Here is a 24,122-nt window from a genome sequence, read left to right on the forward strand (position 1 = left end):
TTGCCTCCTAGAGTCGATGGCATGACCACCGATGAGAAGACCCCCCGTCTCCCCTGGGCCGAACTCGCCCCCGACGTCTTCAAGGCCATGATCCGGCTGGACTCGGCGGCCAGACAGGGCCTCGACCCGGTTCTCTGGGAGCTGGTCAAGCTACGGGCCTCGCAGATCAACCACTGCGCCTACTGCCTGGACATGCACACCAAGGACGCGCTCGCGGCGGGCGAGAGCGTGGAGCGGATCGTCCAGCTCAGCGCGTGGGAGGAGTCGGCGCACTTCTACACGGAGAAGGAGCTGGCGGCACTCCGGCTGACCGAGGCGGTGACCGTCCTGACCGACGGCTTCGTCCCGGACGCGGTCTACGAACACGCCGCCCGCCACTTCGAGGAGGCCGAACTGGCCCACCTGATCGCCGGGATCACGGTCATCAACGCCTGGAACCGCTTCGCGGTGACGACCCGTATGGTCCCCGGCCACTACAAGCCGGGCCAGTACGCGACCGGCGGCGCCAAGTGAGCGTGGACGTCTTCCGAGCCCTGCACCAACACCGCCTGCCCGACGACCCGTTGATCCTGCCCGGCCCCTGGGACGCGGTCAGCGCACGGGAGTTCGCCGCCGCCGGGTTCCCCGCGCTCGCGACGCCCAGTGCCGGGATCGCGGCCTCGCTCGGGTACGAGGACGGGGCCACGCCCGCCGACGAGATGTTCGCGGCGATCGCACGCGTCGCGCGGGCCGTGGACGTACCCGTGTCGGCGGACGTGGAGGACGGATACGGCCTGGCGCCAAGGGAGTTGGTGGACCGGCTGCTGACCGCGGGCGCCGTCGGCTGCAACCTGGAGGACTCCCACGCGGGCGTCCTGGCCGACCCGCACGCCCACGCCGACCGCCTCGCCGAGGTACGGGACGCGGCAGGCGACCGGCTCTTCGTCAACGCCCGCATCGACTCGTTCGTATACGGCGACCAGACCCCCGAACAGGCCATCGAGCGGGCCGCGTTGTACGTGGCGGCCGGCGCGGACTGTGTCTACCCCATCGAGGCACCACTCGCCACACTTCCGCTGCTGCGGTCCGCCATCAGCGGTCCGCTCAACGTCTTCGCCACACTCGACGGCCCCTCCCCGGCCGAACTGGGCGCCCTGGGCGCCACCCGAATCACCTTCGGCCCGGGCTTTCTGCACTGGACGGCGGAGGCGCTGCGGGGGAGAGCGGCGGGGTTCATCGCGGGCGGAAGCGGGGCGGGGACCGGGGGCTGAAGCGGTACCGGGAGCGGGGCCGGGCTCAGACAGGCGTAGGCCCTTCTCCCACACCCTCGCCCTGCCCCCGCCCCTGCCCGTCCTCCTGACCCTGCCCCTTCGCCGCCTCCCTCGCCTTCCTCCTCTCCTCCCGCACCGCCGTTCGGCGGGCCTCCTCCGCCTCCCAGCGGCGTTTCAGTTCCAGGGTGCGTTCGCTGAGTGGGGCCGGCTCGTCGTCCTCCTCCTTCCACAGGCCCTTCGCCTTCAGCTCGCGCGTCTGGACCTCGACCGGCGGTTCCGGGTCGAAGTCGGAGGGGCGCGGGCCCTCGGGGCCGTCGGGGCCGACCCTGATCAGGCGTTCGACGCGGGTGACGCGGTAGCGGATGCCGTCGACGGTCGCGACGTTCAAGCGCTTCTCGTCGACTCGGTCGGCCATCAGGGCGTATTCCGCAGCCTTCTTCTCGTTCAGCCGGAGCGTGAAGGGCGCCATCACGCGCAACCAGTACGCCAGGGAGTCCCGCGCGCCCTGGGGCGTCGAGTCGGAGGCGCCGGGGTTGTGCGCCCGCCAACTCCCGTCCACCCGCTCGGAGATCATGTAGACGGCGGGCAGCAGCACACCGCCCGGGTGGGTGTGCAGCGCCCACCGCGCCTCGTCCCGCACCTCCTGCGGCGCACCCGGGGCGATGCCCACGAACTGGATCAGGTCCAGCTTGAGGATGCCGTCGGACAGCCCGGTACCGGTGACGGGGTCGACCACGAAACCCTTCGTCCGCGGCCCCACCTTGTACGCCTCGCCGACCTCCGCCGGGTCGGGGTCGGACGGGCGGGGCGGCTCGGGCCCGTTCGGCCCCATCCGGACGAAGCGTGAGGCGCGCACGATCCGGAATCTCTCGCCGCGCACCCGCAGGTCGTTCACGACCTCCCGGTCCATGCGCAACGCCGCCGCCATCCACTTGCGCCGGGCCCCCTCGTCACCCGCCTTCTCGGCCTCGGTGGCCCGCAGCCGGAACACCGAGCCGAGCGAGTCCCGGGAGCCCTGCGGGGTGTCGCTGCCGTAGCCGAACAGCTCCCAGCCGCCCGCCTCGCGCTCCTTGGCATGGAAGAACTCGGGGATGCCCACCCCCATCAGGTCGGGGTACCGCATCGCGGCCTCCCCCGCCTCCTGCTCCGCGAAGGCCGCGATCGGACCCTCCTGCGCGGTGACCCTGATCGTCAGATACGCCGGAACATCGTCCCTGTAGTCGCCCATGCACTGAGCGTGCACACAAGGGAGTTGCCCGACACCGGGTTTCACCGAATTCGCGGGGCTCCGGCGTGGAACCCTGTGGAATCTCACCGGTTCTTTGACTAAAGTCAAAGAAATCATGGATGACGCTGTGAACGATGTGAACACCCTCCGGCAGTTCAACCGGTACTTCACCCGCCGCATCGGCGCCCTCGACGACCACTACCTCGGCCAGGACCGGCCGCTCGGCGAGGCACGGCTGCTGTTCGAGATCTCCGAGGCCGGTGAGGGCGCCTCGCTGCGCGAGCTGCGCACCCGGCTCACCCTGGACGCGGGGTATCTGAGCCGACTGGTCCGCGCACTGGACAGACAGGGCCTGGTCCGGCTGCGGGTGCATCCCGGGGACAGCCGGTCACGGGTCGTGGAGCTGACACCGGCCGGAGAGGCCGAGCTGACGGAGCAGAACCGCCGGGCCGACGCCCTGGCGGCGGGCCTCCTCGCCGGCCTCGACGACACCCGGCGCGGCGAACTGACCGCCGCCCTCGACACCGCCCGACGGCTGCTGCGCCTCGCGGCGATCACCGTCGAGACCGTCGACGGCGCGAGCCCCGACGCCCGCGCCTGCCTCGCCGCGTACGCCTCCGACATCGACGAACGGTTCCCCGAGGGCTTCGATCCGGCAACCCTCGTACAGCCGCACGAGGTGTCGGACGACGCGGGCGCCTTCCTGGTGGCGTACGAGGAGGGGCGTGCCGTGGGCTGCGGGGCGCTGCGGCGGCTCGAACCGGGGGTCGGCGAGATCCGCCATGTCTGGGTGGACCCCGGGTCCCGCCGGCTGGGCCTCGCCCGGCGCATCCTCGACGGCCTCGAACAGCAGGCCGCCGTACGGGACTTGACGGTCGTACGACTGGACACGCACGCGGTCCTCAAGGAGGCGCAGGCGATGTACCTGGCGTGCGGCTACACGGAGATCCCGCGCTACGACGACAACCCTTACGCAGGGCACTGGTTCGAGAAGCGGCTGTCCTGACCCGTACGCCCGTACCGGGACGCACGCGGGCCCCGTCCGGCAGAAGCCTGAACGGGGCCCGAAAGCAGAGCGGTTGAACCGGGGACTAGATGAGGCCGAGGGCGCGGACCGCCTCGCGCTCCTCCGCCAGCTCCTGCACCGACGCGTCGATACGGGCGCGGGAGAACTCGTTGATGTCCAGGCCCTGGACGATCTCGTACACGCCGTCCTTCGTGGTGACCGGGAAGGAGGAGATGATGCCCTCCGGGACACCGTACGAGCCGTCGGACGGGATGCCCATGGAGGCCCAGTCGCCGTCGGCCGTGCCGTTGACCCAGGTGTGGATGTGGTCGATGGCGGCGTTGGCGGCGGAGGCGGCCGAGGACGCGCCACGGGCCTCGATGATCGCGGCACCACGCTTGGCGACGGTCGGGATGAAGTCCTCGGCGAGCCACTTCTCGTCGCTGACGACCTCGGCGGCGTTCTTGCCGGCGATCGTGGCGTGGAAGATGTCGGGGTACTGGGTGGCGGAGTGGTTGCCCCAGATCGTCAGGCGCTTGATGTCGGCGACCGTCGAGCCCGTCTTCTTCGCGAGCTGGGTGAGCGCGCGGTTGTGGTCCAGGCGGGTCATCGCGGTGAAGCGCTCGGCCGGTACGTCCGGGGCGGCGGCCTGCGCGATGAGCGCGTTGGTGTTGGCCGGGTTGCCGACGACGAGGACCTTGATGTCGTCCGCGGCGTTGTCGTTGATGGCCTTGCCCTGCGGCTTGAAGATGCCGCCGTTGGCCTCCAGGAGGTCACCGCGCTCCATGCCCTTGGTACGCGGGCGGGCGCCGACCAGCAGGCCGACGTTGGCGCCGTCGAAGGCCACGTTCGGGTCGTCCGTGATGTCGATGCCCTGGAGCAGCGGGAAGGCGCAGTCGTCCAGCTCCATGGCCGTACCCTCGGCGGCCTTGAGCGCCGGGGTGATCTCCAGGAGGCGGAGCCTGACCGGCACGTCCGCGCCGAGCAGCTGGCCGGAGGCGATGCGGAAGAGCAGGGCGTAACCGATCTGGCCGGCCGCGCCGGTGACGGTGACGTTCACGGGAGTGCGGGTCATGGCGTTCTCCGTATGACAGCTGGCGGTGGGGCGTCGCTGCCCCGGTTCGGATGATCGATCTCTTGGCATCAAGAGAGATCCGCCGTCAGGCTATCGCGCATCCGGGATCCCGGACGTCCGGGTCCCATGTGGCCCGTCCCACAGAGTCGCACGCACGGGCCGGGAAAGCGGCGGCCACCCGTCCGGGAGAGGTGTTGACGGGCGACCGCCGCCCGGGGACCGATCACGCCGGATCCCGTGGGGGTACTTCACCGCCTGCCCAGAACCGGGCCGGGCATTCCCCTCACACACCGATTGCACGGAATCCAGCGGAACGGACTCCGGCACACGAGGGGCATGACGCCCACACCTGCGGCGCGGGCCCGCACCCGCCGCGCGCGACTTTCCCTGCCGCGTGGGGCTCTTCGCGTTTCCCTGCCGCGTGGGGCTCTTCGCGCCGCGCGCGACCTCGTCACCGCCGCATGCGGCCTTCGCCGCCGCGTACGGCTCTTCCGCCGCATGCGACAGTCCCCGCCACTTGGGGATCTTCCCCATGGCGTACGGCTCTGCACGCCGCGCGCGACTCCCCGCCGCGCGCGGCCCCGTCACCGCCGCGCGCGACTCACCCCCGCCGCGCGCGGCCCTGCCCCCCTACTGCGTGCAGCCCTTCTCTCCGGTCGCCGCGAGGGTGACGCATGCCGTGGCGTCGCCCGCGTCCTTCACGGCCACCATCGGCGTGTACGCGTCGGTGTCCGTGTCGACCGCGCCGGTCTGCTTCGCCCCGCCGGAGGCGGTGACGTCGACCTTGTCGCCGGGGGCCGCCTGGGTGATGCGCGCCCAGGCCGCCTGGCAGGTCTTGCTGTAGCGGACCTCGACGAGCGTGGTGCCGACGGTGACGCTGTTGGCGGTCTGCGCCAACTCGCCGCCGCAGCCCATGTTCTCCGGGTCCTGGCCGGTGCACGCGTCGCCGCTGCACTCCACCCCGACCGGCAGGTCGGGATCGGTGCCGGCCGACGTGGTCGGGGACGGGCTCGGCTTGCTCGCCGCCGGTGTGTCGTCCCCCTGGTTGGTGAAGAACAGGGCCGCCGCGACCACCACCGACGCCCCCACGACGCCCGCGAGGAACATCGTGAGCCGCCGCTTGCGCCGCGAACCGCCGGAGCCACCGGGATCGTCAGGACCGCCGGGACCACCGCTGCCGCCCGGCCGAGCGTCCTGCGGCGAACCGCCGGGCGTCGGTACGGGCGTACCCGGAGTCCAAGGCGTCCCGCCCGAATATCCGGGCACCCCCGACGCCCCGGCCACACTGGGCGATCCCGAGGGCGGCGTGGCCGTGCGCCCCCCGGCGCCGCCCCTCGCCGCCGGCCCCTGATACCCGGCCAGGCCCCAGGAGTTGCCCTCGGCCGAGGCCGAACTCGCGGAGCCGGCCGAGCCGGCGGAAGAGGTGGAACTGGCAGAACTCACGGAGCCTGCGGAACTCGCGGAACTCACCGAGCCGCCGGAGGCACCGCCCCGCGCCGCACCCGCCCGTACGTCGCCCACCGAGTCCCGGGTCTCCGGGGTCGGCTGCGGCGGCACGGTCGGGGAGACACCGGCGGGGCCGGCGATCCCCGGAGTCACCGTCGCGCTCCGGGCGGCCCGTCCGTTCTTGCCGCTCCCGTTCTTCGTGTCGGCGGCAGGCGCCCCGAACTCCCCGAGCGCGGCGCGCGCCTGGGAGATCCGGATCGCCTCCATGGTCATGTCGTGGCGCATCTCCGAGCGGCTCCAGGCGCGCTCGGCCAATTCCCACATCGTCGTCAGATGAACGGGATTGGTGTTGGTGACCTCGGCCAGGGCGACGATCGCGCCCTTGGGCGCGAGAAGACGGCCGTTGAGATATCGCTCCCAGGACGTCTTGCTGTAGCCCGTGCGGTCGGCCACCGCCGCGATGTTCAGGCCGCTGCGGTCCACGAGCCTGCGCAGTTGGCTCGCGAACTCCTTGACCTGCGGATCGAGATCATCCGGCAAGGCCCTCCAACGAGGCATAGCTTCCCCCCTCATTCCCCCCGGTCGTGCTGGCTGTTCTCCCGTGCGTAGTGCCGTGGATCCCTCGCCGAGTCCCGTCTTGGCTACCCACACGGATGCGCCCATTCAGGATCTCGGTTCCCGGGGTGGGGGCGCACGGGAGCATTGTCAGGCCTGGAGGTGCACCGTTGCACGCCCCTGGCTTGCGGTCCAGTGTTCCACCGGTAGCCCTCCCGGCCGGACAGAACCCCTGGATGGTGCACGGGACGCCCCGGACCGTCCCGATTGCACACATTAGCCGTGGCGCGTTGCGCGCCGGTTGCAATTCCTCGAACTTATCGACACATCGCCACACAGAAAGCACAAGAGCGGTCACACCGGACACACTGTTGTCACATTCCCCCAGCGGCATCAACCAAAAGCGACAGCGCCGACCACCGCGAGCAACCCGAGCGCCACTACGAGGAGTACGGCGACGAGCAGCACGCGCCGGGAGGAGTCCCCGAAAGCGCGGGAATCCTCGGCGAACCCGAATCCGGCCCCGGACCCGGACTCTGACTCTGACTCTGACTCCACCCACCAAGGAAGTGTGGGCACCTCCTCCTCGTACACCCCGTCCTGCTGCGCCGACTCCGCGACCGGGGCCGGTGGCCGGGGCCAGACCTGGACCGCCAACTCCCAGCGGACGCCGAAGCGTTCGGCGTCCGTCGGGGTGAGGCCCGCGACCCGGCACAGCGCGGCTATCGCCTGGCGGGGCGGCGGCTGGGTCGCGTTGAGGTACCGCTGCCAGGAGGACTTGCTGTACGCGGTGCGCGCGCCGAGCGCGGCCAGGCTGAGCCCGGTGCGGTCCTTGAGACCCCGCACCTGCTCCACGAAGTGCCGCACCTCCGGCGGCAGATCGTCCGGCAGCGGCTGCCAGGCGCTCATCGCGCATCCTCCTCGGCATTCGTCGACCTTCGTCGGCGTACGTCGGCGCACAACGGCCGATCCGAGGCATTTGACGACGTCGGACGGCGGGTCGGTTCCCGCCGGGGCCGACGTGCGCCTACAGACCGCCGTGGCTGCGGATCGTGTAGTGCAGGGTGTCGTCCAGGAACGGGATCTCCAGCCACGGATTCGGCTGCGCCATCATCGACAGCAGCACGATGGCCGTGCCCAGCACCGTGTACGTGACCATGTCCGTGAACCGGGACCGTACGGCGAGCATCCCGACGTCCGGCACCACCCAGCGCAGCACCGCACCGGCCAGCAACGCGGCCCCGATCAGCAACGTCCCGTACCGGAACACGTCCAACGCGGTCAGCAACAGGCCGAGCCCGACCGCACTCAACACGGCAAGAATCGGCCACTGCCGAGCGGGCGCCGGCGCATCCCCACGAGCCGCCCGGCCACCACCCTCGGGCCGAGCGGTGTCCCGCGTGAACAGCGGAAACCGCCGCGTAGTACGCCGGGGCCGCCCCGCGGCATCCGGCGCGCTGACGGGGTCCACGACACCGTTCGAGTCCACGGCACCGTCCGACTCGGCGCCACCACCCGACCCGACGGCACCGACCCGATCACCCGCCCCGGACACTCCCCCGGACTCGGGCACCACACCGTTCCTGGAGGCCCCGCGAGAACTCGACGCCCCGCCGAAATCCCGCACCCCAGCCACCTCAGACACCCCGGCCCGATCACCCGCCCCGGACGCTCCCCCGGACTCGGGCACCACACCGTCCCTGGCGACCCCGCCAGAACTCGACGCCCCGCCGAAATCCCGCACCCCAGCCGCCTCAACACCACCGGCCCGGTCGCCCGACCTGGACACTCCCCCGGACTCGGGCGCCCCGTCGGAACCGGCCGGTCCGCCGAAATCGCGCATCCCAGTCGACTCGGGCGCCCCGGCGTCGGTCGTGCCGCCGGAGAGAGCTCCGTGTCCGCCCTCCGGCCCCCGCCGGTCCTCCGCCTCAGGCGACACTTCGCTCCGCCGCCTCGACCACGTTGACGAGCAGCTGGGCGCGGGTCATCGGGCCGACTCCGCCGGGGTTCGGGGAGATCCAGCCGGCGACCTCGGTGACGTCCGGGTGGACGTCGCCCACGATCTTGCCCTCGGCGGTGCGCGAGACGCCGACGTCGAGGACGGCGGCGCCCGGCTTCACGTCCTCGGGGCGGACCAGGTGGGCCGAGCCGGCCGCGGCGACGATGATGTCGGCGCGGCGGAGGTGGGCGGCCAGGTCACGCGTACCCGTGTGGCACTGCGTCACCGTCGCGTTCTCGCTGCGGCGGGTGAGGAGAAGGGGCATGGGGCGGCCGATCGTCACGCCTCGGCCGACGACCACCACCTCCGCGCCCTTGATCTCCACGCCGTGCGCGCGGAGGAGGGTGAGGATGCCGTTGGGGGTGCAGGGGAGCGGGGCCGGCTCGTTCAGGACGAGGCGGCCGAGGTTCATCGGGTGGAGGCCGTCCGCGTCCTTGTCCGGGTTCATCAGTTCGAGGACGCGGTTCTCGTCGATGCCCCGGGGGAGGGGCAGCTGGACGATGTAACCCGTGCAGGCCGGGTCCTCGTTCAGCTCGCGGACCGCCGCCTCGATCTCCTCCTGGGTCGCCGTGGCGGGCAACTCGCGCTGGATGGAGGCGATGCCCACCTGCGCGCAGTCACGGTGCTTTCCGGCGACGTACTTCTGGCTGCCGGGATCCTCACCCACCAGGATCGTGCCGAGGCCGGGCGTCACACCCTTCTCCTTCAGCGCCGCCACGCGGGCGGTCAGATCGGACTTGATCGCGGCTGCGGTGGCCTTGCCATCGAGAATCTGGGCGCTCATACCCACATCCTCGCGGATGACCGCCTCCCGGTTCCAATCCGGGTGCCCTACAAAGCACCCCACAGCCATATGCGCATGATCGCGGATGTTGCACTTGCACAACACATGCACTATGCGGCTGGACAAGTATGAGCGAACTAAAGAACGATAAAAAGCTGAGCAGCACAGTGCCGCGGGCAGGGCCGGGGGGCGTACCGCATCTGCATCACCTTCCTCCGTTCGGTGCCTCGCGTCGTCCCCGCACTTGACGCATACGGAGGAAGACCCGCCATGAGTTTCGGCGACCCGAACAACCCCTACGGCCCGCCCCAGCAGCAGCCCCAGCAGCCGGCGCCCGGTTACGGCTACCCCCAGCAGACCCCGCCCCAGCAGCCCGGTTACGGCTACCCGGCCGCCCCGCCGCTCGGCCAGCAGGCGTACGGACAGCCCGGCTACGGCGGCTACCCCGGCGGCCCGCTCACGATGCCGGGCAACGTCAAGGCCGCCCGCGTGATGCTCTACGTCATCGCGGGCTTCCAGGTGATCGGCGCGATCCTCTTCGCCCTGTCCGCGGTCGCGATCAACGCCGCGAAGGACGACGCCGAGCTGAAGGACAACGTCGACTTCCAGCAGCTCGCCGACTACTCGTCCGGCGCCCTGTGGGCCTTCACCGCGATCGTCCTCGGCTGGGGCATCTTCGCGATCGTGCTGGGCACGAAGTTCAGCAGCGGCGGCAGCGGCATCCGTATCACGACCATGGTGTTCGCGATCATCACCGCCGTCCTCGGCGTCTACCCGTTCATAGTCGTCGGCCTGGTGCACACCGTCCTCGCCATCCTCATCGCGGTGTTCGTCGGCAAGTCCGAGGGCGCGGCCTGGTTCAACCGGGCGAAGTACCCCGCGGCACACCAGTAACCACCGAGGCGACCACCGAGTTCTCGCCAATCACCGTCAAGGGCCGTGTCTCACCCGCACAAGGGGAGACACGGCCCTGGTGCGTCGCCCTACCCTGGCTCCGAAAGCTGCGAGGCCCGGGGAGACGCACCTTGTACAGCATCATCGTGGTACCTCCGCCGACCACGGAGGACGAGCGACGAAACACCCGATTCCGGCTCGCGCCCGGCGAACGCCTCACGTTCGGCCGGTCCGCGACCGACAACGACCTGGAGATCCCGCACGAGGGTGTCTCCCGCGCCGCCGGTGAGATCACCGCGCAGGGCGCCTTCTGGATACTCAGCAACCACAGCGGGTCCCAGACGTACGTCGTCGAGAACCCGGAGGGCGCGGGCGAGCACATCAAGGTGGGCCCGGGGCGGCTGGACGCGCCGATCCCCTTCGAGTTCTCCCGGATCGTGCTCCCGGCGGCCGGCGATCTGCTCCCGATCGAGGTGTGGGCACCGCGCCACGACTACCGCGACCCGTCCGCGGGACCGACCGGCGCCACAACGGCCCCCGCCTTCTCCGTCGACCGGACGAAGCGCTACTTCGCGGTCCTGGCCGCCCTCTGCGAGCCCCGCCTGCGCGGCGCCCCGCACGCGCCGCTGCCGACGGTCGACCAGGTCGTCGACCGGCTGCGCCCCAACTGGCCCGCCGCCTCCCGTACTTCGGTGCAGTGGAACATCGACTACCTGGCCGTGAAACTGCGCCTCAAACCCGGCCCGGACACGGCGGACACGGGCCCGCGCCTCAACGGCAAGAAGGAGTCCCTGGTCTCGCTGGCGCTCCGCTTCGACCTCGTACGAGAGGACGATCTGACCGTGCTCGCGGTGGAGCGATGATGCCGGAGCCGTACGCGGTGACGGTGCCCAAGGGCTACCGGGTGGGCGCCTGGGAGGTACGGGCGCCGATCGCGACGGGCGCCTTCGGCAGCGTGTACGAGGCCCGGCGCGTCGCCGACGACCAGGGCACCGCCCCGCAGGACCTGCCCCGCACCGCCGCCCTCAAGTTCCTGCCCACCGGCACCGGAACCCCCCGTCACCTCGCCCACCTGCGCGAACTGGCGGACCGCGAGCTGACGTTGCACCGCAGGCTGAAGCGTCCCCGGCTGATCCGCATGTACGAGACGCTGACCGTGGACGACCCGGCCCACCCGGACCTGGACGGCGCGGTGGTCCTCGTACTGGAGCGGGCGGAGGAGTCCCTGGCGGCCCTTCTCACCCGCACGCAGGGTCAGCCGCCCGAGGGCCCGTCCCTCCTCGCACAGATCTGCGAGGGGCTGGCCCAGCTCCACCGGGCGGGCTGGGTGCACGGTGACCTGAAACCGGCCAATGTCCTGCTGATGACGGACGGTTCGGCGCGGCTGGCCGACTTCAACATGGCCGCGGAGCTGGAGGGCACGCACGCGTACACGCCCGCCTTCTCGACGCCCGACTACACGCCCCCGGAACTCCTGTGGTCGGAGATCGGCGAACGGGGCCGCCGGATCCGCCCGTCGGCCGACATCTGGGCCTTCGGCGTCCTCGCCCACCTGGTCCTCACCGGCACCTTCCCGCTCCCCGGCGGCACCCCGACGACCCGCCGCGACGCGGCAGCGGCCTACGCCCGGGGTGCCGACGAACTCCGCCTCTCCCCCGAACTCCCGGACGCCTGGCGGGAGATCGTGCGGGCCTGTCTGACCCGTACGCACGAGGAGCGGATCGCGGGCGAGGCACTGCTGCGGAGAGTGGAGGCGGTGGCGGGCAAGGGAGCCCGCACCAAACTCCGCCCCCGCTTCCCGTACCGCGGACGGAGGCACAGGACCCTGATCATCGGCGCGGCGGCCGCCGCGGTGGCCGCCGCCGCACTCGGCTACGGCATCAGCACCTGGGCGTCGGGCGGCGAGCCCTCGACCGGCAAGGCGGCCGAGGGCACCGGCGGCACGACCGCGGTGACGGCCGCCTCGTACGGCGCCACGGACCTCCGTACCGACAAGGGCGTACCGCCCGCCTACCGGCTGCTGATCGTCGAGACGGCGCACGACTGCAACCAACCGGACGTCACCCCGCCCCTCATCGCGGCCATGCTGAAGGTCGAGAGCGACTTCGACCCGGACCTCGCCGACCCCGCCAAGAACGAGTACGGCATCGCCCGTTGGACCCCGAGCGTGCTGCGCTGGTGGATGCACGAGGACGGCACCCCCGGTGAGTCCGTGCCCGAACCGCCCTTCCCGCCCGCCGAGTCCATCCCGGCCATGGGCCGCTATCTGTGCTGGATCGCACCCCGCCTGGACACGAAGCTGCCGGGCGACCGCCGGGTGCTGATCTCGGCGGCCTACCGGACGTCGTACAAGGTGGTGAACGAGGCGGCCGGTGTTCCCCCGGAGGTCCGGCCCTACGCCGACCGCGTCGCCCACTACCTCAAGGAGTACACGCCGCCGGGAAAGAAGTGACCCTGAGAGTTCCGAGGTACCACTCCCCTTCCTGCCGTACGAGGGTGAGGACGTCCACCTACGGGGGTGGGTACGTCTCAAGGAGGGACACGCATCATGAAGAAGGCAATCCGGTTCAACCGGCTGACCGCCGCGGCGGCGGCGCTCGCCACGGTCGGCCTGCTGTCGGCCGGCACCGCGGTAGCCGCCCCGTCCGCCGACTCGGCCCGTCAGGCGGCCGCCGCCAGCTGGCACGGCTACGCCTCGACGGGCTTCGGCGGGCTGGAGAAGTGGTTCTCCGGAAACACCGGGTCGTGCACCTACGTCGGCGACAACTGGAACGACAAGATCCGCTCCGCCCGCACCGAGAACACCGCGGTCAGGGTCGAGCTGTGGGAGCACGCCAACTGCACCGGCTGGTCGATCACCATCGACGACAGCGGCTACGGCAACATCGGCCCGTGGGTCAGCGCGTACCGCGTCACCACGTAGTACGCACGTACGACAGTGGCCTCCGACCCCCTCGGGGGAGGGCCGGAGGCCACGCGTCATGCACGGCCCTCAACTCACGGCGCCGGCACGGCCAGGCAGGCCCCGATCGAGGGCGCCACGGCCCGCACGCTGTTGTCCCAGGTGTTGGTCTGGCCGGGAGCCAGTCCATGGCTCAACTGGCCGGTCACGCAGTACCCCAGCGACGTGCTGTTGGTGATCTCCGTGATCAGCAACGCGGGGTCGAACGAGACCCTTTGCCCTGCCGGTACGAGCAGGGGCTGCCCGCTCCCGAGCAGCGGGAGGAGACAGACGTACCCCGTCGGACACGCCACCGCGGCCTCGCGTTCGGCGGCGGACGCGGACACTCTCCCCACGGCCATGGTGAGGGTGGCTCCGACGGCAATCGCGAGTGTGCGTCTGAACTTGTTGCGCATCACTGGACCTCCAGAGGCCGGTACGAACAGGCAGTCGCCTGTCGCCACACCGTCCCAGCGGAACCCGTGCCTCTGTACCCGGGTATGCGCCATTCCGCTCCGAACCGTCGGAACACGGCTGCGGCCCACCGGAAGGCCAGGTTCCGGTGGGCCGCAGCCGTCAACACTCAACAGGTCAGTGGAAGAAGTGCCGCGTCCCCGTGAAGTACATCGTGACGCCCGCCTTCTTCGCGGCCTCCACGACCAGCTCGTCCCGGACCGAACCGCCCGGCTGCACCACGGCCTTGACGCCGGCGGCCGTCAGGATCTCCAGCCCGTCCGGGAACGGGAAGAACGCGTCCGAGGCCGCATACGAGCCCCGGGCCCGCTCTTCCCCCGCCCGCTCGACCGCCAGTTTCGCCGAGTCGACGCGGTTGACCTGGCCCATGCCGACGCCGACGGAGGCGCCGTCCTTGGCGAGGAGGATCGCGTTGGACTTGACGGCCCGGCACGCCTTCCAGGCGAAGGAGAGTTCCGCCAGCTCGGACGCGGACAGCGCCTCGCCCGTCGCGAGCGTCCAGTTGGCCGGGTCGTCGCCGTCGGCCTGGAGGCGGTCGGTCACCTGGAGGAGCACACCGCCGTCGACGGGCTTGACCTCGACGGGGTTGGCGGGCGCGCCGGCCGCCTTGAGCACCCGGATGTTCTTCTTCTTGGCGAGCGCTTCGAGGGCGCCCTCCTCGTAGTCCGGCGCGACGATGACCTCGGTGAAGATCTCGGCGACCTGCTCCGCCATCTCCTTGCTCACCGGCCGGTTGACGGCGATCACGCCACCGAACGCCGACAGCGGGTCGCACGCGTGCGCCTTGCGGTGCGCCTCGGCGACGTCCGAACCGACGGCGATCCCGCACGGGTTGGCGTGCTTGATGATCGCGACACAGGGCTCGGCGTGGTCGTACGCGGCACGGCGGGCAGCGTCCGTGTCCGTGTAGTTGTTGTACGACATCTCCTTGCCGTGCAGCTGCTCGGCCTTGGCGAGACCGCCACCCGTCCCGTCGACGTACAGCGCGGCGGGCTGGTGCGGGTTCTCGCCGTAGCGGAGGGTGTTCTCGCGCTCCCAGGTGGCGCCGAGGAAGTCGGGGAACTGCGACTCGTCCACGGGTGCGTAGGAGGACGCGAACCAGGAGGCGACCGCCACGTCGTACGACGCCGTGTGCTGGAAGGCCTCGGCCGCGAGCCGCTTGCGGGTGGTGAGGTCGAAGCCGCCGGTCTGTACGGCGCTCAGGACGTCGGCGTAGCGCGCCGGGCTGGTGACCACGGCCACCGACGGGTGGTTCTTGGCCGCCGCGCGGACCATCGACGGACCGCCGATGTCGATCTGCTCCACGCACTCGTCGGGCGAGGCGCCGGAGGCGACCGTCTCGCGGAACGGGTAGAGGTTGACGACGACCAGGTCGAAGGGCTCGACGCCCAGTTCGGCGAGCTGGTTGCGGTGGTCCTCCAGGCGCAGGTCGGCGAGGATGCCCGCGTGCACCTTGGGGTGCAGGGTCTTGACCCGGCCGTCCAGGCACTCGGGGAAGCCGGTCAGCTCCTCGACCTTGGTGACGGGGACGCCGGCGGCGGCGATACGCCCGGCGGTCGACCCGGTCGAGACCAGCTCCACGCCCGCCTCGTGCAGGCCGCGTGCGAGGTCTTCGAGGCCCGTCTTGTCGTAGACGCTGACGAGCGCCCGTCGGATGACCCGCTTGTTGCTCTCGGCCGTGACAGTGATGTCGGCGGTCACTGGATAACTACCTTTCGTCCCTCAATGCGATAGCCGTTGCGGGCGAGCCGCCCCACGACATCGACGAGCAGCCTTCGCTCGACTTCCTTGATGCGCTCGTGCAGAGCGCTCTCGTCGTCCTCGTCCCGGATCTCCACCACGCCCTGAGCGATGATCGGTCCGGTGTCGACGCCGTCGTCGACGAAGTGGACGGTGCAGCCGGTGACCCTGACGCCGTACGCGAGCGCTTCGCGAACGCCGTGGGCCCCCGGAAAACTGGGCAGCAGGGCGGGATGCGTGTTGACGAAGCGCCCGCCGAACAGGGCCAGGAACTCCTTGCCCACGATCTTCATGAACCCGGCGGACACGACCAGATCGGGTTCGTACGCGGCCACCGCCCCGGCGAGCGCCGCGTCCCACTCGGCCCGGGTCGCGTGGTCCTTCACCCGGCACACGAAGGTCGGCAGCCCGGCCCGCTCCGCGCGCGCGAGGCCCTCGATGCCGTCCCGGTCTGCCCCGACGGCGACGATCTCGGCCCCGTAGGCCCCGGCGCCGACGGCCGCGATGGCGTCGAGGAGCGCCTGAAGATTCGTACCGGATCCGGAGACCAGCACGACAAGGCGCTTGGCAGCACTGGTCATGGGCTTGGCGGCCTGGGGCTCGGCCACGGCGGGGCCCTTTCTCGGGGGAGCGTTTGTACGGTCGTACGAATGCTTCGCGCCCCCGGATACGGGGAAGTCTACGAAGCGGCCGACCGCCAGCAACGATACCGGCACACCGGACAGCCCCCACGGGACGGGGGCGTGGCCGGAAGGTAGCGTCTGGGAGGGACCCGTCCGGGAACGCGCTCGTCATACGGTGCGTTCACGGGGTGGCGGCTCACGCCGAAACAGCCCTGGCTCCAACCGAAGCTGTAATCAACAAGGGGAAGACGCTCACTTGATGTCGGACCGCAGCCTGCGACTCCTCCCGCTCACCCCGCAGTCGGTGCTGCTGCGGGAGCGCCCCGCGTCGCCGCCCGACGCGCCCTCGGGCAAGAAGAACGGCGACCAGGGCGACACCGGTGCGACCGGCGACGGGCAGGAGAGCGCGGCCCAGGACGACAACCCGTTCGCCCCGCCGCCCGAGGGCACCCCGGACAAGCCCTGGCAGCCCCGGCGTCCGACGGGCGACGACTCGTCCGGCGACGGGTCCGCCGACGGATCCGGCGGTGGTCACTCCCCGTGGGGCAACCAGTGGAGCGACCGGCAGCCCGGCCGTTCCCCGGGCGGCTTCGGCGACCGCTCCGGCCGCCAGGGCGGACAGGGCGGCCCCGAGGGACCGGGCGACGGCCAGGGCTCCAACCCGCGCTGGGACCCGACGGACCCCGCCCAGCGCCGCGCGCGGTACGCACTGCTGTGCGGCATGTGGGCCTTCTTCTTCGCCCTCTTCAGCTGGCCGTACGTGGCACTGCTGCTCGGCGCGCTCGCCCTGCACTGGGGCATCAGCGCCCTGCGCACCAAGCCCCGCACCCCGAACCCGGACACCCCGGCGCCCACGCAGGGTCCGGGCAGCGGTCGGCAGCAGCGGACGGCCGCGATCAGCGGCCTGGTCACGGCATCCCTGGCCCTCGCCATGGTCGCCGTGACGTTCAGCCTCCAGTTCGTCTACCGCGACTACTACACGTGCACGAACGACGCCCTCACGAACACCGCGAAGAAGGCCTGCGACGACCTTCTCCCGAAGGAACTGCGGGACGTGTTCGGCACGAACAGCTAGCCACGGATACGGATACGGATACGGATGCAGCTACGGCTGCGTCTGTGTCTGTGTCTCTTCCGGTTCCTCCGGGTCCTCCGGGTCCTCCGGCGGCGGTGTCGCCGACGCTTCCTTGAGTGCCGCCCAGCGGGCCTCTCGGGACGCGGTGTCGTACCAGGGCGAGAGGGACGACGCGGGCGACGGCGACGGCAGGTCGATGGGGAGGAAGTCGTACGCGGCCTCCGCCTCGTACGGGTCGCTCACCTCGTACGCGTCGTCGGCGGTGGCGGCAGCCGTCCCGTGCGGCTTCTTCGTCCCGGCGGGCGCCGCCGAGGGCCTCAGCTTCAGCGTGCCGATGTCGGTGCCGCTGCGGGTGCCGGTGGCTGTGGCCTTCGGGCGGCGCTTGCGCAGCCGCCACGCCCGCAGCCCGACGGCCGTCGGTACGGCGACCGGCGCCGTCCACGCCAGCGTCGCCGCGCCCGTCTGCCACCACACCGGCCCGATGTGCGCGAGGGCGCCGGTGCCGAGCGGTCCGCCCGCCAGCCCGGACAGCGCGGCGAGCGCGCCCGCGCACAGGAGGGCGGCGAGGCCGGCGTTCGCGGCGGTACGCCAGCCTGACCAGGGCGCCCTTCCCCCGCCGGGGGCTGCCACCCGTGCCGTGAACCAGGCCAGCGTCAGCCCGGCCGCCACCGGTACCCCGGCGACCGCCCAGGTCAGCGGGGTGCCCGGACCGGCGTCCGGTACCGACGACAGCAGCGGGAACGGCGGCAGCAGCGGGGCCGGATCGGAGCCCAGCGGGCCCGTGACCCGGCCCGCGCCGAGCACGAAACCGGGCCCGAGGGCGTAAGCCGCGCCCCACAGCGCCGCGTTGGGAATCAGAGCCAGGCAGAGCAGCAGTACGGCGATCCGGCCCGACCACGCCTCCGTCAGCTGGAGGAAGGAGGCCCGCGCGGCCCCGCCGTGCCCGACCAGCGACACGGCCACGAGCAGCGCCCCGCCTCCGACGAGCACGGCCGTACCGGCCCCGGCGGCCCGCCCGACGGCCAGGACCCGGCCCCGCACCTCCGGGTCCAGGATGCGCCGACGTACCCACCTGGGCAGCAGATACAGCACCCGTGGCGACAGGGGCGCGCGCGGGCGGCCGTACGCCGTCCACACCCCGGCTCCCGCCGCCGCCATGGCGAGCAGCGGCACGCATACGGCCGTCCAGGCCCAGTCGGGACGCAGCCCGCCCCCGGCCGCGTACAGCGCGACGCCCCCGCCGACGGCCAGATACCCGGCGACGACGCCGAGCCAGGCGGTACGGGCGGGAACGGGGGGCGCGTCTCCCGTCGCGCCCTCCTCCTCCGGGCCCTCGGCCGCGTCACGGGCGGCTCGGTGCAGCAGCCAGACCGGGAGGGCGAACAGCAGGAGCGGGGTGACGCCGACGGGGGCGGGGGCGCCGGTGAGGCCGTCCGCGCGGATCAGTTCGGCGCCGTGGGCGAGCAGCCAGAGGGCGGCGGCGATGTGCAGTGCGCCGTCGGGTCCGCTGTCCGGGTAGGGCGAGCTGATCCACAGCACCATGACGAGCACGGCGAACGAACCGAGCCCGAGCCCGGCCGCGACCGCGCCCCCGAGCAGACCCGCGCCCAGTCCGGGCGACCGGTCACGCAGCCGGTCGCGAACCCGGTCCCGGACCCGGACGCGCAGGCGCGGGGAGAGAGGCAGGGGCAGGAAGGGAAGCCGGCGGCCGGTCGTCTGGGTCACGAGCGCCATGCTCCCAACGACACGCGCTTTCCGGCTGCAACAGGCGAACCTACGACGTGTCACTCAATATACGTTTTATGTACTTTTACGTCCGAAGGGGCCCCCGGTGACGCAGAGCCCCGCCATCCCGCTGCCCCCGCCCGGCGAGCGCCGACGCCTGCGCGAGTCCCTGTCGCTGACACAGGCTCAGGTCGCCGAACGGGTGGGCGTCAGCCGCGAGACGGTACGCGCGTGGGAGACCGGCCGTACGACACCGCGCGGACGCAGGGCACAGACGTACGCGAGCCTGCTGGCGGCGGCGCCGGCAGCGACGCCCGCTGAGGACATGACGGCCCTGACCCCCGCTCAGGCCTTCGACGCGCTCTACGCGTTCTGCGCCCCCGCCCTCGTGCGGCAGACCTATCTCCTCACCGGGCGGCGGGAGTTGGCGCGCGAGTCCGTCGAACGGGCGTTCCAGCTGGCCTGGCACCGCTGGCCCGAGGTGGCGGTGGACCCGGACCCGGCGGGCTGGATCCGCGCCACGGCGTACGACTGCGCCCTCTCCCCCTGGCACCGCTTCCGCGCCCGCCACCGCCACCCGGAGGCCCCGCCCGCCGACCCGACCGACCGCGCACTGCTCTCCGTACTCCTGAAACTCCCCCCGCCGTACCGCCGCACCCTGCTCCTGTACGACGGCGTGGGCCTGGGCCTGCCGGAAACGGCGGCGGAGACGGAGGCGAGCACCCCGGCAGCAGCGAACCGCGTCCTCCACGCCCGCGAGGCGGTGGCGGCCCGGCTACCGGAGTTGGCGGACCCGACCGACCTCTCGACCCGCCTGTCGGGCCTGGCGACCCACGCCCGCCTGAGAGCCGCCCGCCCGTCAGCCGTCCGCGCGGGCAGCGAACGCCGAGCCCGCAACTGGACCCACGCGGCCATCGCCTTCACCATCGCCCTGATCGGCGCCACGACGTTCACCCTCCACACGTCCCCCACGCACTACGAGCCAGTAGTGGCCCCGGGGGCATCGGTCCAGGGAATCCCCCCGATCCCGGCCCCGGGCCCCCTGTCCCGAACGGAGCTCAACCTCCGCAAGAAACTGAAGGCCGAGCCGGAGAACGGCCCGGAGAGGGTGACACCGGAGATGAGATGACCGACGGCCACGGCGGCAGCCGCCGGGCCGAGGAGCACTACTCTCCCGCCCGTTGCCACCATCCCGGCCACGGGCAGCCGCTCCGCACCCGGCTCCGCCTGGCTGGCTAGAGGCAGTTCGTTCCGCACCCGCCCCGCCTGGCTGCGGCCAACGACCTGCCCGGCTGCCCGCAATCCCGCCCACCGGCCCTGCTCCGGGCAGCCATGCGCCCGGCTGTGGGCGGCCATTCCGCGCCCGCCCCGCCCGCCTGGCTGTGGGCAGTCGTTCCGCTAGGGCGGAACGGGTGGGCACAGCCACCGACTCCGGGTACCCGGCGAATCCACGGCACCTGTACCGACGCCAGCGGGCCCGCCCCCAGCGAAGGGAACGGGCCCACGAACGTTCAGCTCAGTACCGTCAAAGAAGAGTCAGCCGGCGAGAAGCTCGCGCGCCAGCTTCGCCGTCTCGGTCGGCGTCTTGCCGACCTTGACGCCGGCGGCCTCAAGGGCCTCCTTCTTCGCGGCGGCCGTGCCGGAGGAGCCGGAGACGATGGCACCGGCGTGGCCCATGGTCTTGCCCTCGGGCGCGGTGAACCCGGCCACGTAACCGACAACCGGCTTCGTCACGTTCTTCGCGATGAAGTCGGCGGCCCGCTCCTCCGCGTCGCCACCGATCTCACCGATCATCACGATCAGGTCGGTGTCGGGGTCGGCCTCGAACGCGGCGAGCGCGTCGATGTGCGTCGTACCGATGACGGGGTCGCCACCGATACCCACGGCGGACGAGAAGCCGATGTCACGCAGCTCGTACATCATCTGGTACGTCAGCGTGCCCGACTTCGAGACCAGACCGATACGGCCCGGCTTCGTGATGTCGCCCGGGATGATGCCGGCGTTCGACTGACCCGGGGTGATGAGCCCAGGACAGTTCGGGCCGATGATCCGGGTCTTGTTGCCCTTCGACTTCGCGTACGCCCAGAAGGCGGCGGAGTCGTGGACGGCGATGCCCTCGGTGATGACGACCGCGAGCGGGATCTCCGCGTCGATCGCCTCGACGACCGCGGCCTTGGCGAAGGCCGGCGGTACGAAGAGGACCGATACGTTCGCGCCCGTCTTCTCGATCGCCTCGGCGACCGTGCCGAAGACCGGGATCTCGGTGCCGTCGATGTCGACCGACGTGCCGGCCTTGCGCGGGTTCACGCCACCGACGATGTTCGAGCCGTCCGCCAGCATGAGCTTGGTGTGCTTCATGCCCGTGGCACCGGTCATGCCCTGGACGATGATCTTGCTGTCCTTGTTAAGGAAGATAGCCATGGCTGTTCTGTCCCTCTTCCCTTACTTCGCAGCCGCGAGCTCGGCGGCCTTGTCGGCCGCGCCGTCCATGGTGTCCACGCGCTGGACCAGCGGGTGGTTGGCGTCGGAGAGGATCTTGCGACCCAGCTCGGCGTTGTTGCCGTCGAGGCGGACGACGAGGGGCTTGGAGACTTCCTCGCCCTTGTCCGCGAGCAGCTGCAGCGCCTGCACGATGCCGTTGGCGACCTCGTCACACGCGGTGATGCCACCGAAGACGTTGACGAAGACCGACTTGACGTCGGGGTCGCCCAGGATGATCTCCAGGCCGTTCGCCATGACGGCGGCGGAGGCGCCACCACCGATGTCGAGGAAGTTGGCCGGCTTCACACCACCGTGGTTCTCACCGGCGTACGCGACGACGTCGAGGGTGCTCATGACGAGACCCGCGCCGTTGCCGATGATGCCGACCTCACCGTCGAGCTTGACGTAGTTGAGGTTCTTGGCCTTGGCGGCGGCCTCCAGCGGGTTGGCCGCGTCCTTGTCCTCGAGCGCGGCGTGGTCCGGCTGGCGGAACTCCGCGTTCTCGTCGAGGGAGACCTTGCCGTCGAGGGCGATGACCTTGCCGGAGGCGACCTTGGCGAGGGGGTTGACCTCGACGAGGAGGGCGTCCTCCTTGATGAAGGTGTCCCACAGCGTCACGAGGATCTCGGCGACCTGCTCCGCGACCTCGGCCGGGAACTTCGCCTGCGCGACGATCTCGCGGGCCTTCTCGATGCTCACGCCTTCGTTGGCGTCGACCGGGACCTTCGCGAGGGCCTCGGGGTTCTCCTCCGCGACGACCTCGATCTCCACGCCGCCCTGGACGGACGCCATGGCGAGGAAGGTGCGGTTGGTGCGGTCGAGGAGGTACGAGACGTAGTACTCCTCGACGATCTCGGGCGCGGTCTCGGCGATCATCACCTTGTGGACCGTGTGGCCCTTGATGTCCATGCCGAGGATGTCCGTCGCGCGGGCGACGGCCTCGTCCGGGGTGGCGGCGAGCTTCACGCCGCCGGCCTTTCCACGCCCACCGACCTTCACCTGCGCCTTGACGACAGACTTGCCGCCCAGGCGCTCGGTCGCCGCGCGCGCCGCCTCAGGCGTGTCGATGACTTCACCGGCCAGCACCGGTACACCGTGCTTGGCGAAGAGGTCCCTCGCCTGGTACTCGAACAGGTCCACGCGCGTCCGTCCCTATCAGTGATCTCGCGGTTCGTTGGATGCGTGGGCGTGCCGCGAAGGGCAACGTGACGTCCGCTGTGTCACAAGGGTGGCGCACACGGTGTCCGAGCGCGCGGCATGTCCGTCTCGCAGGTTATCGCCGCTCGCCGCAGGTCCCTAAATCAGGAATCACACCTGAGCGGTGATACCTGTCACAGAGTGCCATTCACGGCCCCCGGCGGACCCCTGTGAGGGCGCCCGGGAGGGGCTTAGATGTGGTTACGGGTGCAAAGGTGAGGCCTCACCGGACTGGGGTGGGCCCGGTGAGGCCTCTGGAAGGCCCGCCAATGGCTTTGACGGTCCTCCGGCAAGCGGTCCCCACCCCTTTGGGAGCCGCTCACCGCCGTCCGCCGGGCACGCCCCGCCCGGACCGATGGCATTCGGCCGTACGGGGCTCTCCTGGCGGAGTCCGAAAGATCCGCACGTCAGGCGCGCGGAAGTCGGGCGTGCAGGGGTCAGCTGCGCTGAAGTCGGGTGCGCGGAATGCGATTGCGCGAAGGCAAGGTGCGCGGAAGTCGGTCACCGGACTGGCACTCCGTGCAGTCACCGCAGGCTCCGCAGTCACCGCAGGCTCCGTTCACGCACGGCGCGGATTCACACGCACGGCGACGGAACGGAGAAGGAGCCCGGTCCTAACCGGGGAAGACAGGAATGGCCCGGTACCTGTCCCGGACCTCGGCACCGACGGCGACCGGGGCGACCCCCGGCACGAGCCGCACCGGCGCCCGCTGGCTCAACGCGACGGCATGCGCGTCGCCGTGCCCACCACCGTGCCGGGAGCCACCGGCCTCGACGACGGCCCGCTCACCGAGCGCCCCGTGCGACACCCCGCCCGGCAGCCCACCGGGCGCCTGCCGCACAGCAGCCCGAGAGACGCGTACGCCGCCCCGGTCACCGGCCACGGTCTCGCCAGTCCCACCGACACGACCGATGATCCGAGGCCCGTAGGCGACGCCGCCGCCCTGGTGCGTCCGGGGAGCGGTCGTCGGCGGGGTCTTGTCCGGCGACGAGGGAGAAGCGGGGGAGGCGGGAGAAACGGGCGGGGCAGGCGAGGAGGGGACAGTGGGCGACGTGGGCACACCCGGAAGCACGGGAAGCTCCGGAAGTACGGGCAGTTCTGGAAGCACGGGGAGTTCCGGGAGTTCCGGAAGCGCGGGCAACGTCGGCACTTGCGCCGTTACCTCCGCCAGCTTCTCGGTGACGGTCTCCACCAGTCCACCAACCGGCTGTACGACCTTGTCGACGGTGTCCTCGACGGCGGACGGCACGACCGGCTTGAGCGGCTCAGCCAACGAATCCGTCACCCGCAGAACCTGATCCTGAACCGGATTCTGAACCGGATCCTGAATCTGCCGCTGAACCTGCCCCAGAGGCAACGGCGCACCCTCCGCCGCATGTGCCCGCTCCCCGCACAGGAACCCGAAGACGAACAACCCGCCCACCAGCACGGCCACTTGCAGCGCACGCCGCCCCGCCGCCGTACGCGTCACGCGCAGTACGGCAATGGACAGGGCGGCTGGCCAGTTCAAGAGGAGGGGCCTCCGGACGGCGGCAAGACTGGGTGGGCGCCGATCCTCGCACGCCCCTCCCGAGGTCGCGCAAGCCCCCTGTACCGATGCTCACTCATGTCTGTTTTGCCGATCTGTT

General features: G+C 71.4%; 22 protein-coding genes. 9 read left to right on the forward strand and 13 right to left on the reverse strand.

Translation table 11 applies throughout. The annotated features are described in order from the left end of the window. Positions 1 to 21 precede the first annotated feature (21 nt). Positions 22 to 513 carry a carboxymuconolactone decarboxylase family protein gene (locus ACWCRB_RS28700; protein ID WP_450998800.1) on the forward strand — a complete coding sequence of 164 codons (492 nt, stop codon included), beginning with the start codon at positions 22 to 24 and terminating at the stop codon, positions 511 to 513. A gap of 2 nt (positions 514 to 515) precedes the next feature. After that, on the forward strand, positions 516 to 1,250 hold the full coding sequence (locus ACWCRB_RS28705) for an isocitrate lyase/PEP mutase family protein (protein WP_450998801.1): 735 nt from the start codon (positions 516 to 518) through the stop codon (positions 1,248 to 1,250). Between the two features lie 25 nt (positions 1,251 to 1,275). Here the strand turns inward: ACWCRB_RS28705 and ACWCRB_RS28710 are convergent, their stop codons facing one another. Further along, entirely contained in the window at positions 1,276 to 2,478 is a 1,203-nt protein-coding gene (locus ACWCRB_RS28710) for a DUF5954 family protein (RefSeq protein ID WP_450998802.1), read from the reverse strand. A gap of 115 nt (positions 2,479 to 2,593) precedes the next feature. Between ACWCRB_RS28710 and ACWCRB_RS28715 the strand changes: the two genes are divergently transcribed. Continuing rightward, positions 2,594 to 3,484 carry a GNAT family N-acetyltransferase gene (locus tag ACWCRB_RS28715; protein WP_450998803.1) on the forward strand — a complete coding sequence of 297 codons (891 nt, stop codon included), beginning with the start codon at positions 2,594 to 2,596 and terminating at the stop codon, positions 3,482 to 3,484. A gap of 85 nt (positions 3,485 to 3,569) precedes the next feature. Here ACWCRB_RS28715 and ACWCRB_RS28720 read toward each other — a convergent pair whose 3' ends face one another. The 5 genes from ACWCRB_RS28720 to ACWCRB_RS28740 form a co-directional block, all read right to left on the reverse strand. Then, the gene (locus ACWCRB_RS28720) at positions 3,570 to 4,559 is read right to left on the reverse strand and encodes a malate dehydrogenase (RefSeq protein ID WP_450998804.1); all 990 of its coding nucleotides are present in this window, start codon (positions 4,557 to 4,559) and stop codon (positions 3,570 to 3,572) included. Positions 4,560 to 5,189: 630 nt separating this feature from the next. Beyond that, positions 5,190 to 6,563: an XRE family transcriptional regulator gene (locus tag ACWCRB_RS28725; RefSeq protein WP_450998805.1), complete on the reverse strand. Its 1,374-nt coding sequence runs from the start codon at positions 6,561 to 6,563 to the stop codon at positions 5,190 to 5,192. Positions 6,564 to 6,953: 390 nt separating this feature from the next. Beyond that, positions 6,954 to 7,469, reverse strand: coding sequence for a helix-turn-helix domain-containing protein (locus ACWCRB_RS28730; RefSeq protein WP_450998806.1), 516 nt, complete (start codon positions 7,467 to 7,469; stop codon positions 6,954 to 6,956). Between the two features lie 118 nt (positions 7,470 to 7,587). After that, positions 7,588 to 8,049 carry a DUF3017 domain-containing protein gene (locus ACWCRB_RS28735; RefSeq protein ID WP_450998821.1) on the reverse strand — a complete coding sequence of 154 codons (462 nt, stop codon included), beginning with the start codon at positions 8,047 to 8,049 and terminating at the stop codon, positions 7,588 to 7,590. A 439-nt stretch (positions 8,050 to 8,488) separates the two neighbouring features. Continuing rightward, positions 8,489 to 9,343: a bifunctional methylenetetrahydrofolate dehydrogenase/methenyltetrahydrofolate cyclohydrolase gene (locus ACWCRB_RS28740; RefSeq protein WP_450998807.1), complete on the reverse strand. Its 855-nt coding sequence runs from the start codon at positions 9,341 to 9,343 to the stop codon at positions 8,489 to 8,491. A gap of 270 nt (positions 9,344 to 9,613) precedes the next feature. Here ACWCRB_RS28740 and ACWCRB_RS28745 point away from each other — a divergent pair, with 270 nt between their 5' ends. The 4 genes from ACWCRB_RS28745 (at position 9,614) to ACWCRB_RS28760 (ending at position 13,160) form a co-directional block, all read left to right on the forward strand. Then, positions 9,614 to 10,237, forward strand: coding sequence for a hypothetical protein (locus ACWCRB_RS28745; RefSeq protein WP_369030663.1), 624 nt, complete (start codon positions 9,614 to 9,616; stop codon positions 10,235 to 10,237). A gap of 131 nt (positions 10,238 to 10,368) precedes the next feature. Further along, positions 10,369 to 11,100: an FHA domain-containing protein gene (locus tag ACWCRB_RS28750; protein WP_450998808.1), complete on the forward strand. Its 732-nt coding sequence runs from the start codon at positions 10,369 to 10,371 to the stop codon at positions 11,098 to 11,100. After that, entirely contained in the window at positions 11,100 to 12,689 is a 1,590-nt protein-coding gene (locus ACWCRB_RS28755) for a protein kinase domain-containing protein (protein ID WP_450998822.1), read from the forward strand. The genes ACWCRB_RS28750 and ACWCRB_RS28755 overlap by 1 nt, the downstream gene beginning before the upstream one ends. Before the next feature lie 96 nt (positions 12,690 to 12,785). After that, positions 12,786 to 13,160: a peptidase inhibitor family I36 protein gene (locus tag ACWCRB_RS28760; RefSeq protein WP_450998809.1), complete on the forward strand. Its 375-nt coding sequence runs from the start codon at positions 12,786 to 12,788 to the stop codon at positions 13,158 to 13,160. A 74-nt stretch (positions 13,161 to 13,234) separates the two neighbouring features. On the opposite strand, the gene ACWCRB_RS28765 is transcribed toward ACWCRB_RS28760, so the two are convergent. From ACWCRB_RS28765 to purN, 3 genes are all read right to left on the reverse strand, one after another. Beyond that, entirely contained in the window at positions 13,235 to 13,594 is a 360-nt protein-coding gene (locus ACWCRB_RS28765) for a hypothetical protein (protein ID WP_450998810.1), read from the reverse strand. A gap of 175 nt (positions 13,595 to 13,769) precedes the next feature. Continuing rightward, a complete protein-coding gene (purH, locus tag ACWCRB_RS28770; protein ID WP_450998823.1) occupies positions 13,770 to 15,341 on the reverse strand; it encodes a bifunctional phosphoribosylaminoimidazolecarboxamide formyltransferase/IMP cyclohydrolase in 1,572 nt (523 codons plus the stop codon). An 8-nt stretch (positions 15,342 to 15,349) separates the two neighbouring features. Then, the gene (purN, locus tag ACWCRB_RS28775) at positions 15,350 to 15,973 is read right to left on the reverse strand and encodes a phosphoribosylglycinamide formyltransferase (protein WP_450998824.1); all 624 of its coding nucleotides are present in this window, start codon (positions 15,971 to 15,973) and stop codon (positions 15,350 to 15,352) included. 301 nt (positions 15,974 to 16,274) lie between these two features. On the opposite strand from purN, the gene ACWCRB_RS28780 reads away from it, so the two are divergent. Continuing rightward, on the forward strand, positions 16,275 to 17,090 hold the full coding sequence (locus ACWCRB_RS28780; protein ID WP_450998811.1) for a hypothetical protein: 816 nt from the start codon (positions 16,275 to 16,277) through the stop codon (positions 17,088 to 17,090). Between the two features lie 30 nt (positions 17,091 to 17,120). Here ACWCRB_RS28780 and ACWCRB_RS28785 read toward each other — a convergent pair whose 3' ends face one another. Then, a complete protein-coding gene (locus tag ACWCRB_RS28785) occupies positions 17,121 to 18,824 on the reverse strand; it encodes a cell division protein PerM (protein WP_450998812.1) in 1,704 nt (567 codons plus the stop codon). A 97-nt stretch (positions 18,825 to 18,921) separates the two neighbouring features. Between ACWCRB_RS28785 and ACWCRB_RS28790 the strand changes: the two genes are divergently transcribed. Continuing rightward, on the forward strand, positions 18,922 to 19,944 hold the full coding sequence (locus tag ACWCRB_RS28790) for a helix-turn-helix domain-containing protein (RefSeq protein ID WP_450998813.1): 1,023 nt from the start codon (positions 18,922 to 18,924) through the stop codon (positions 19,942 to 19,944). A gap of 407 nt (positions 19,945 to 20,351) precedes the next feature. Here ACWCRB_RS28790 and sucD read toward each other — a convergent pair whose 3' ends face one another. The 3 genes from sucD to ACWCRB_RS28805 all read right to left on the reverse strand — a co-directional run bounded on the left by sucD (position 20,352) and on the right by ACWCRB_RS28805 (position 24,004). Further along, the gene (sucD, locus tag ACWCRB_RS28795) at positions 20,352 to 21,236 is read right to left on the reverse strand and encodes a succinate--CoA ligase subunit alpha (RefSeq protein WP_371662151.1); all 885 of its coding nucleotides are present in this window, start codon (positions 21,234 to 21,236) and stop codon (positions 20,352 to 20,354) included. 21 nt (positions 21,237 to 21,257) lie between these two features. Further along, the gene (gene sucC / locus ACWCRB_RS28800) at positions 21,258 to 22,436 is read right to left on the reverse strand and encodes an ADP-forming succinate--CoA ligase subunit beta (RefSeq protein WP_327697208.1); all 1,179 of its coding nucleotides are present in this window, start codon (positions 22,434 to 22,436) and stop codon (positions 21,258 to 21,260) included. Positions 22,437 to 23,107: 671 nt separating this feature from the next. Continuing rightward, positions 23,108 to 24,004: a hypothetical protein gene (locus tag ACWCRB_RS28805; RefSeq protein ID WP_450998814.1), complete on the reverse strand. Its 897-nt coding sequence runs from the start codon at positions 24,002 to 24,004 to the stop codon at positions 23,108 to 23,110. Positions 24,005 to 24,122 lie beyond the last annotated feature (118 nt).

The sequence above is a fragment of the Streptomyces sp. NPDC002156 genome, assembly GCF_053593675.1.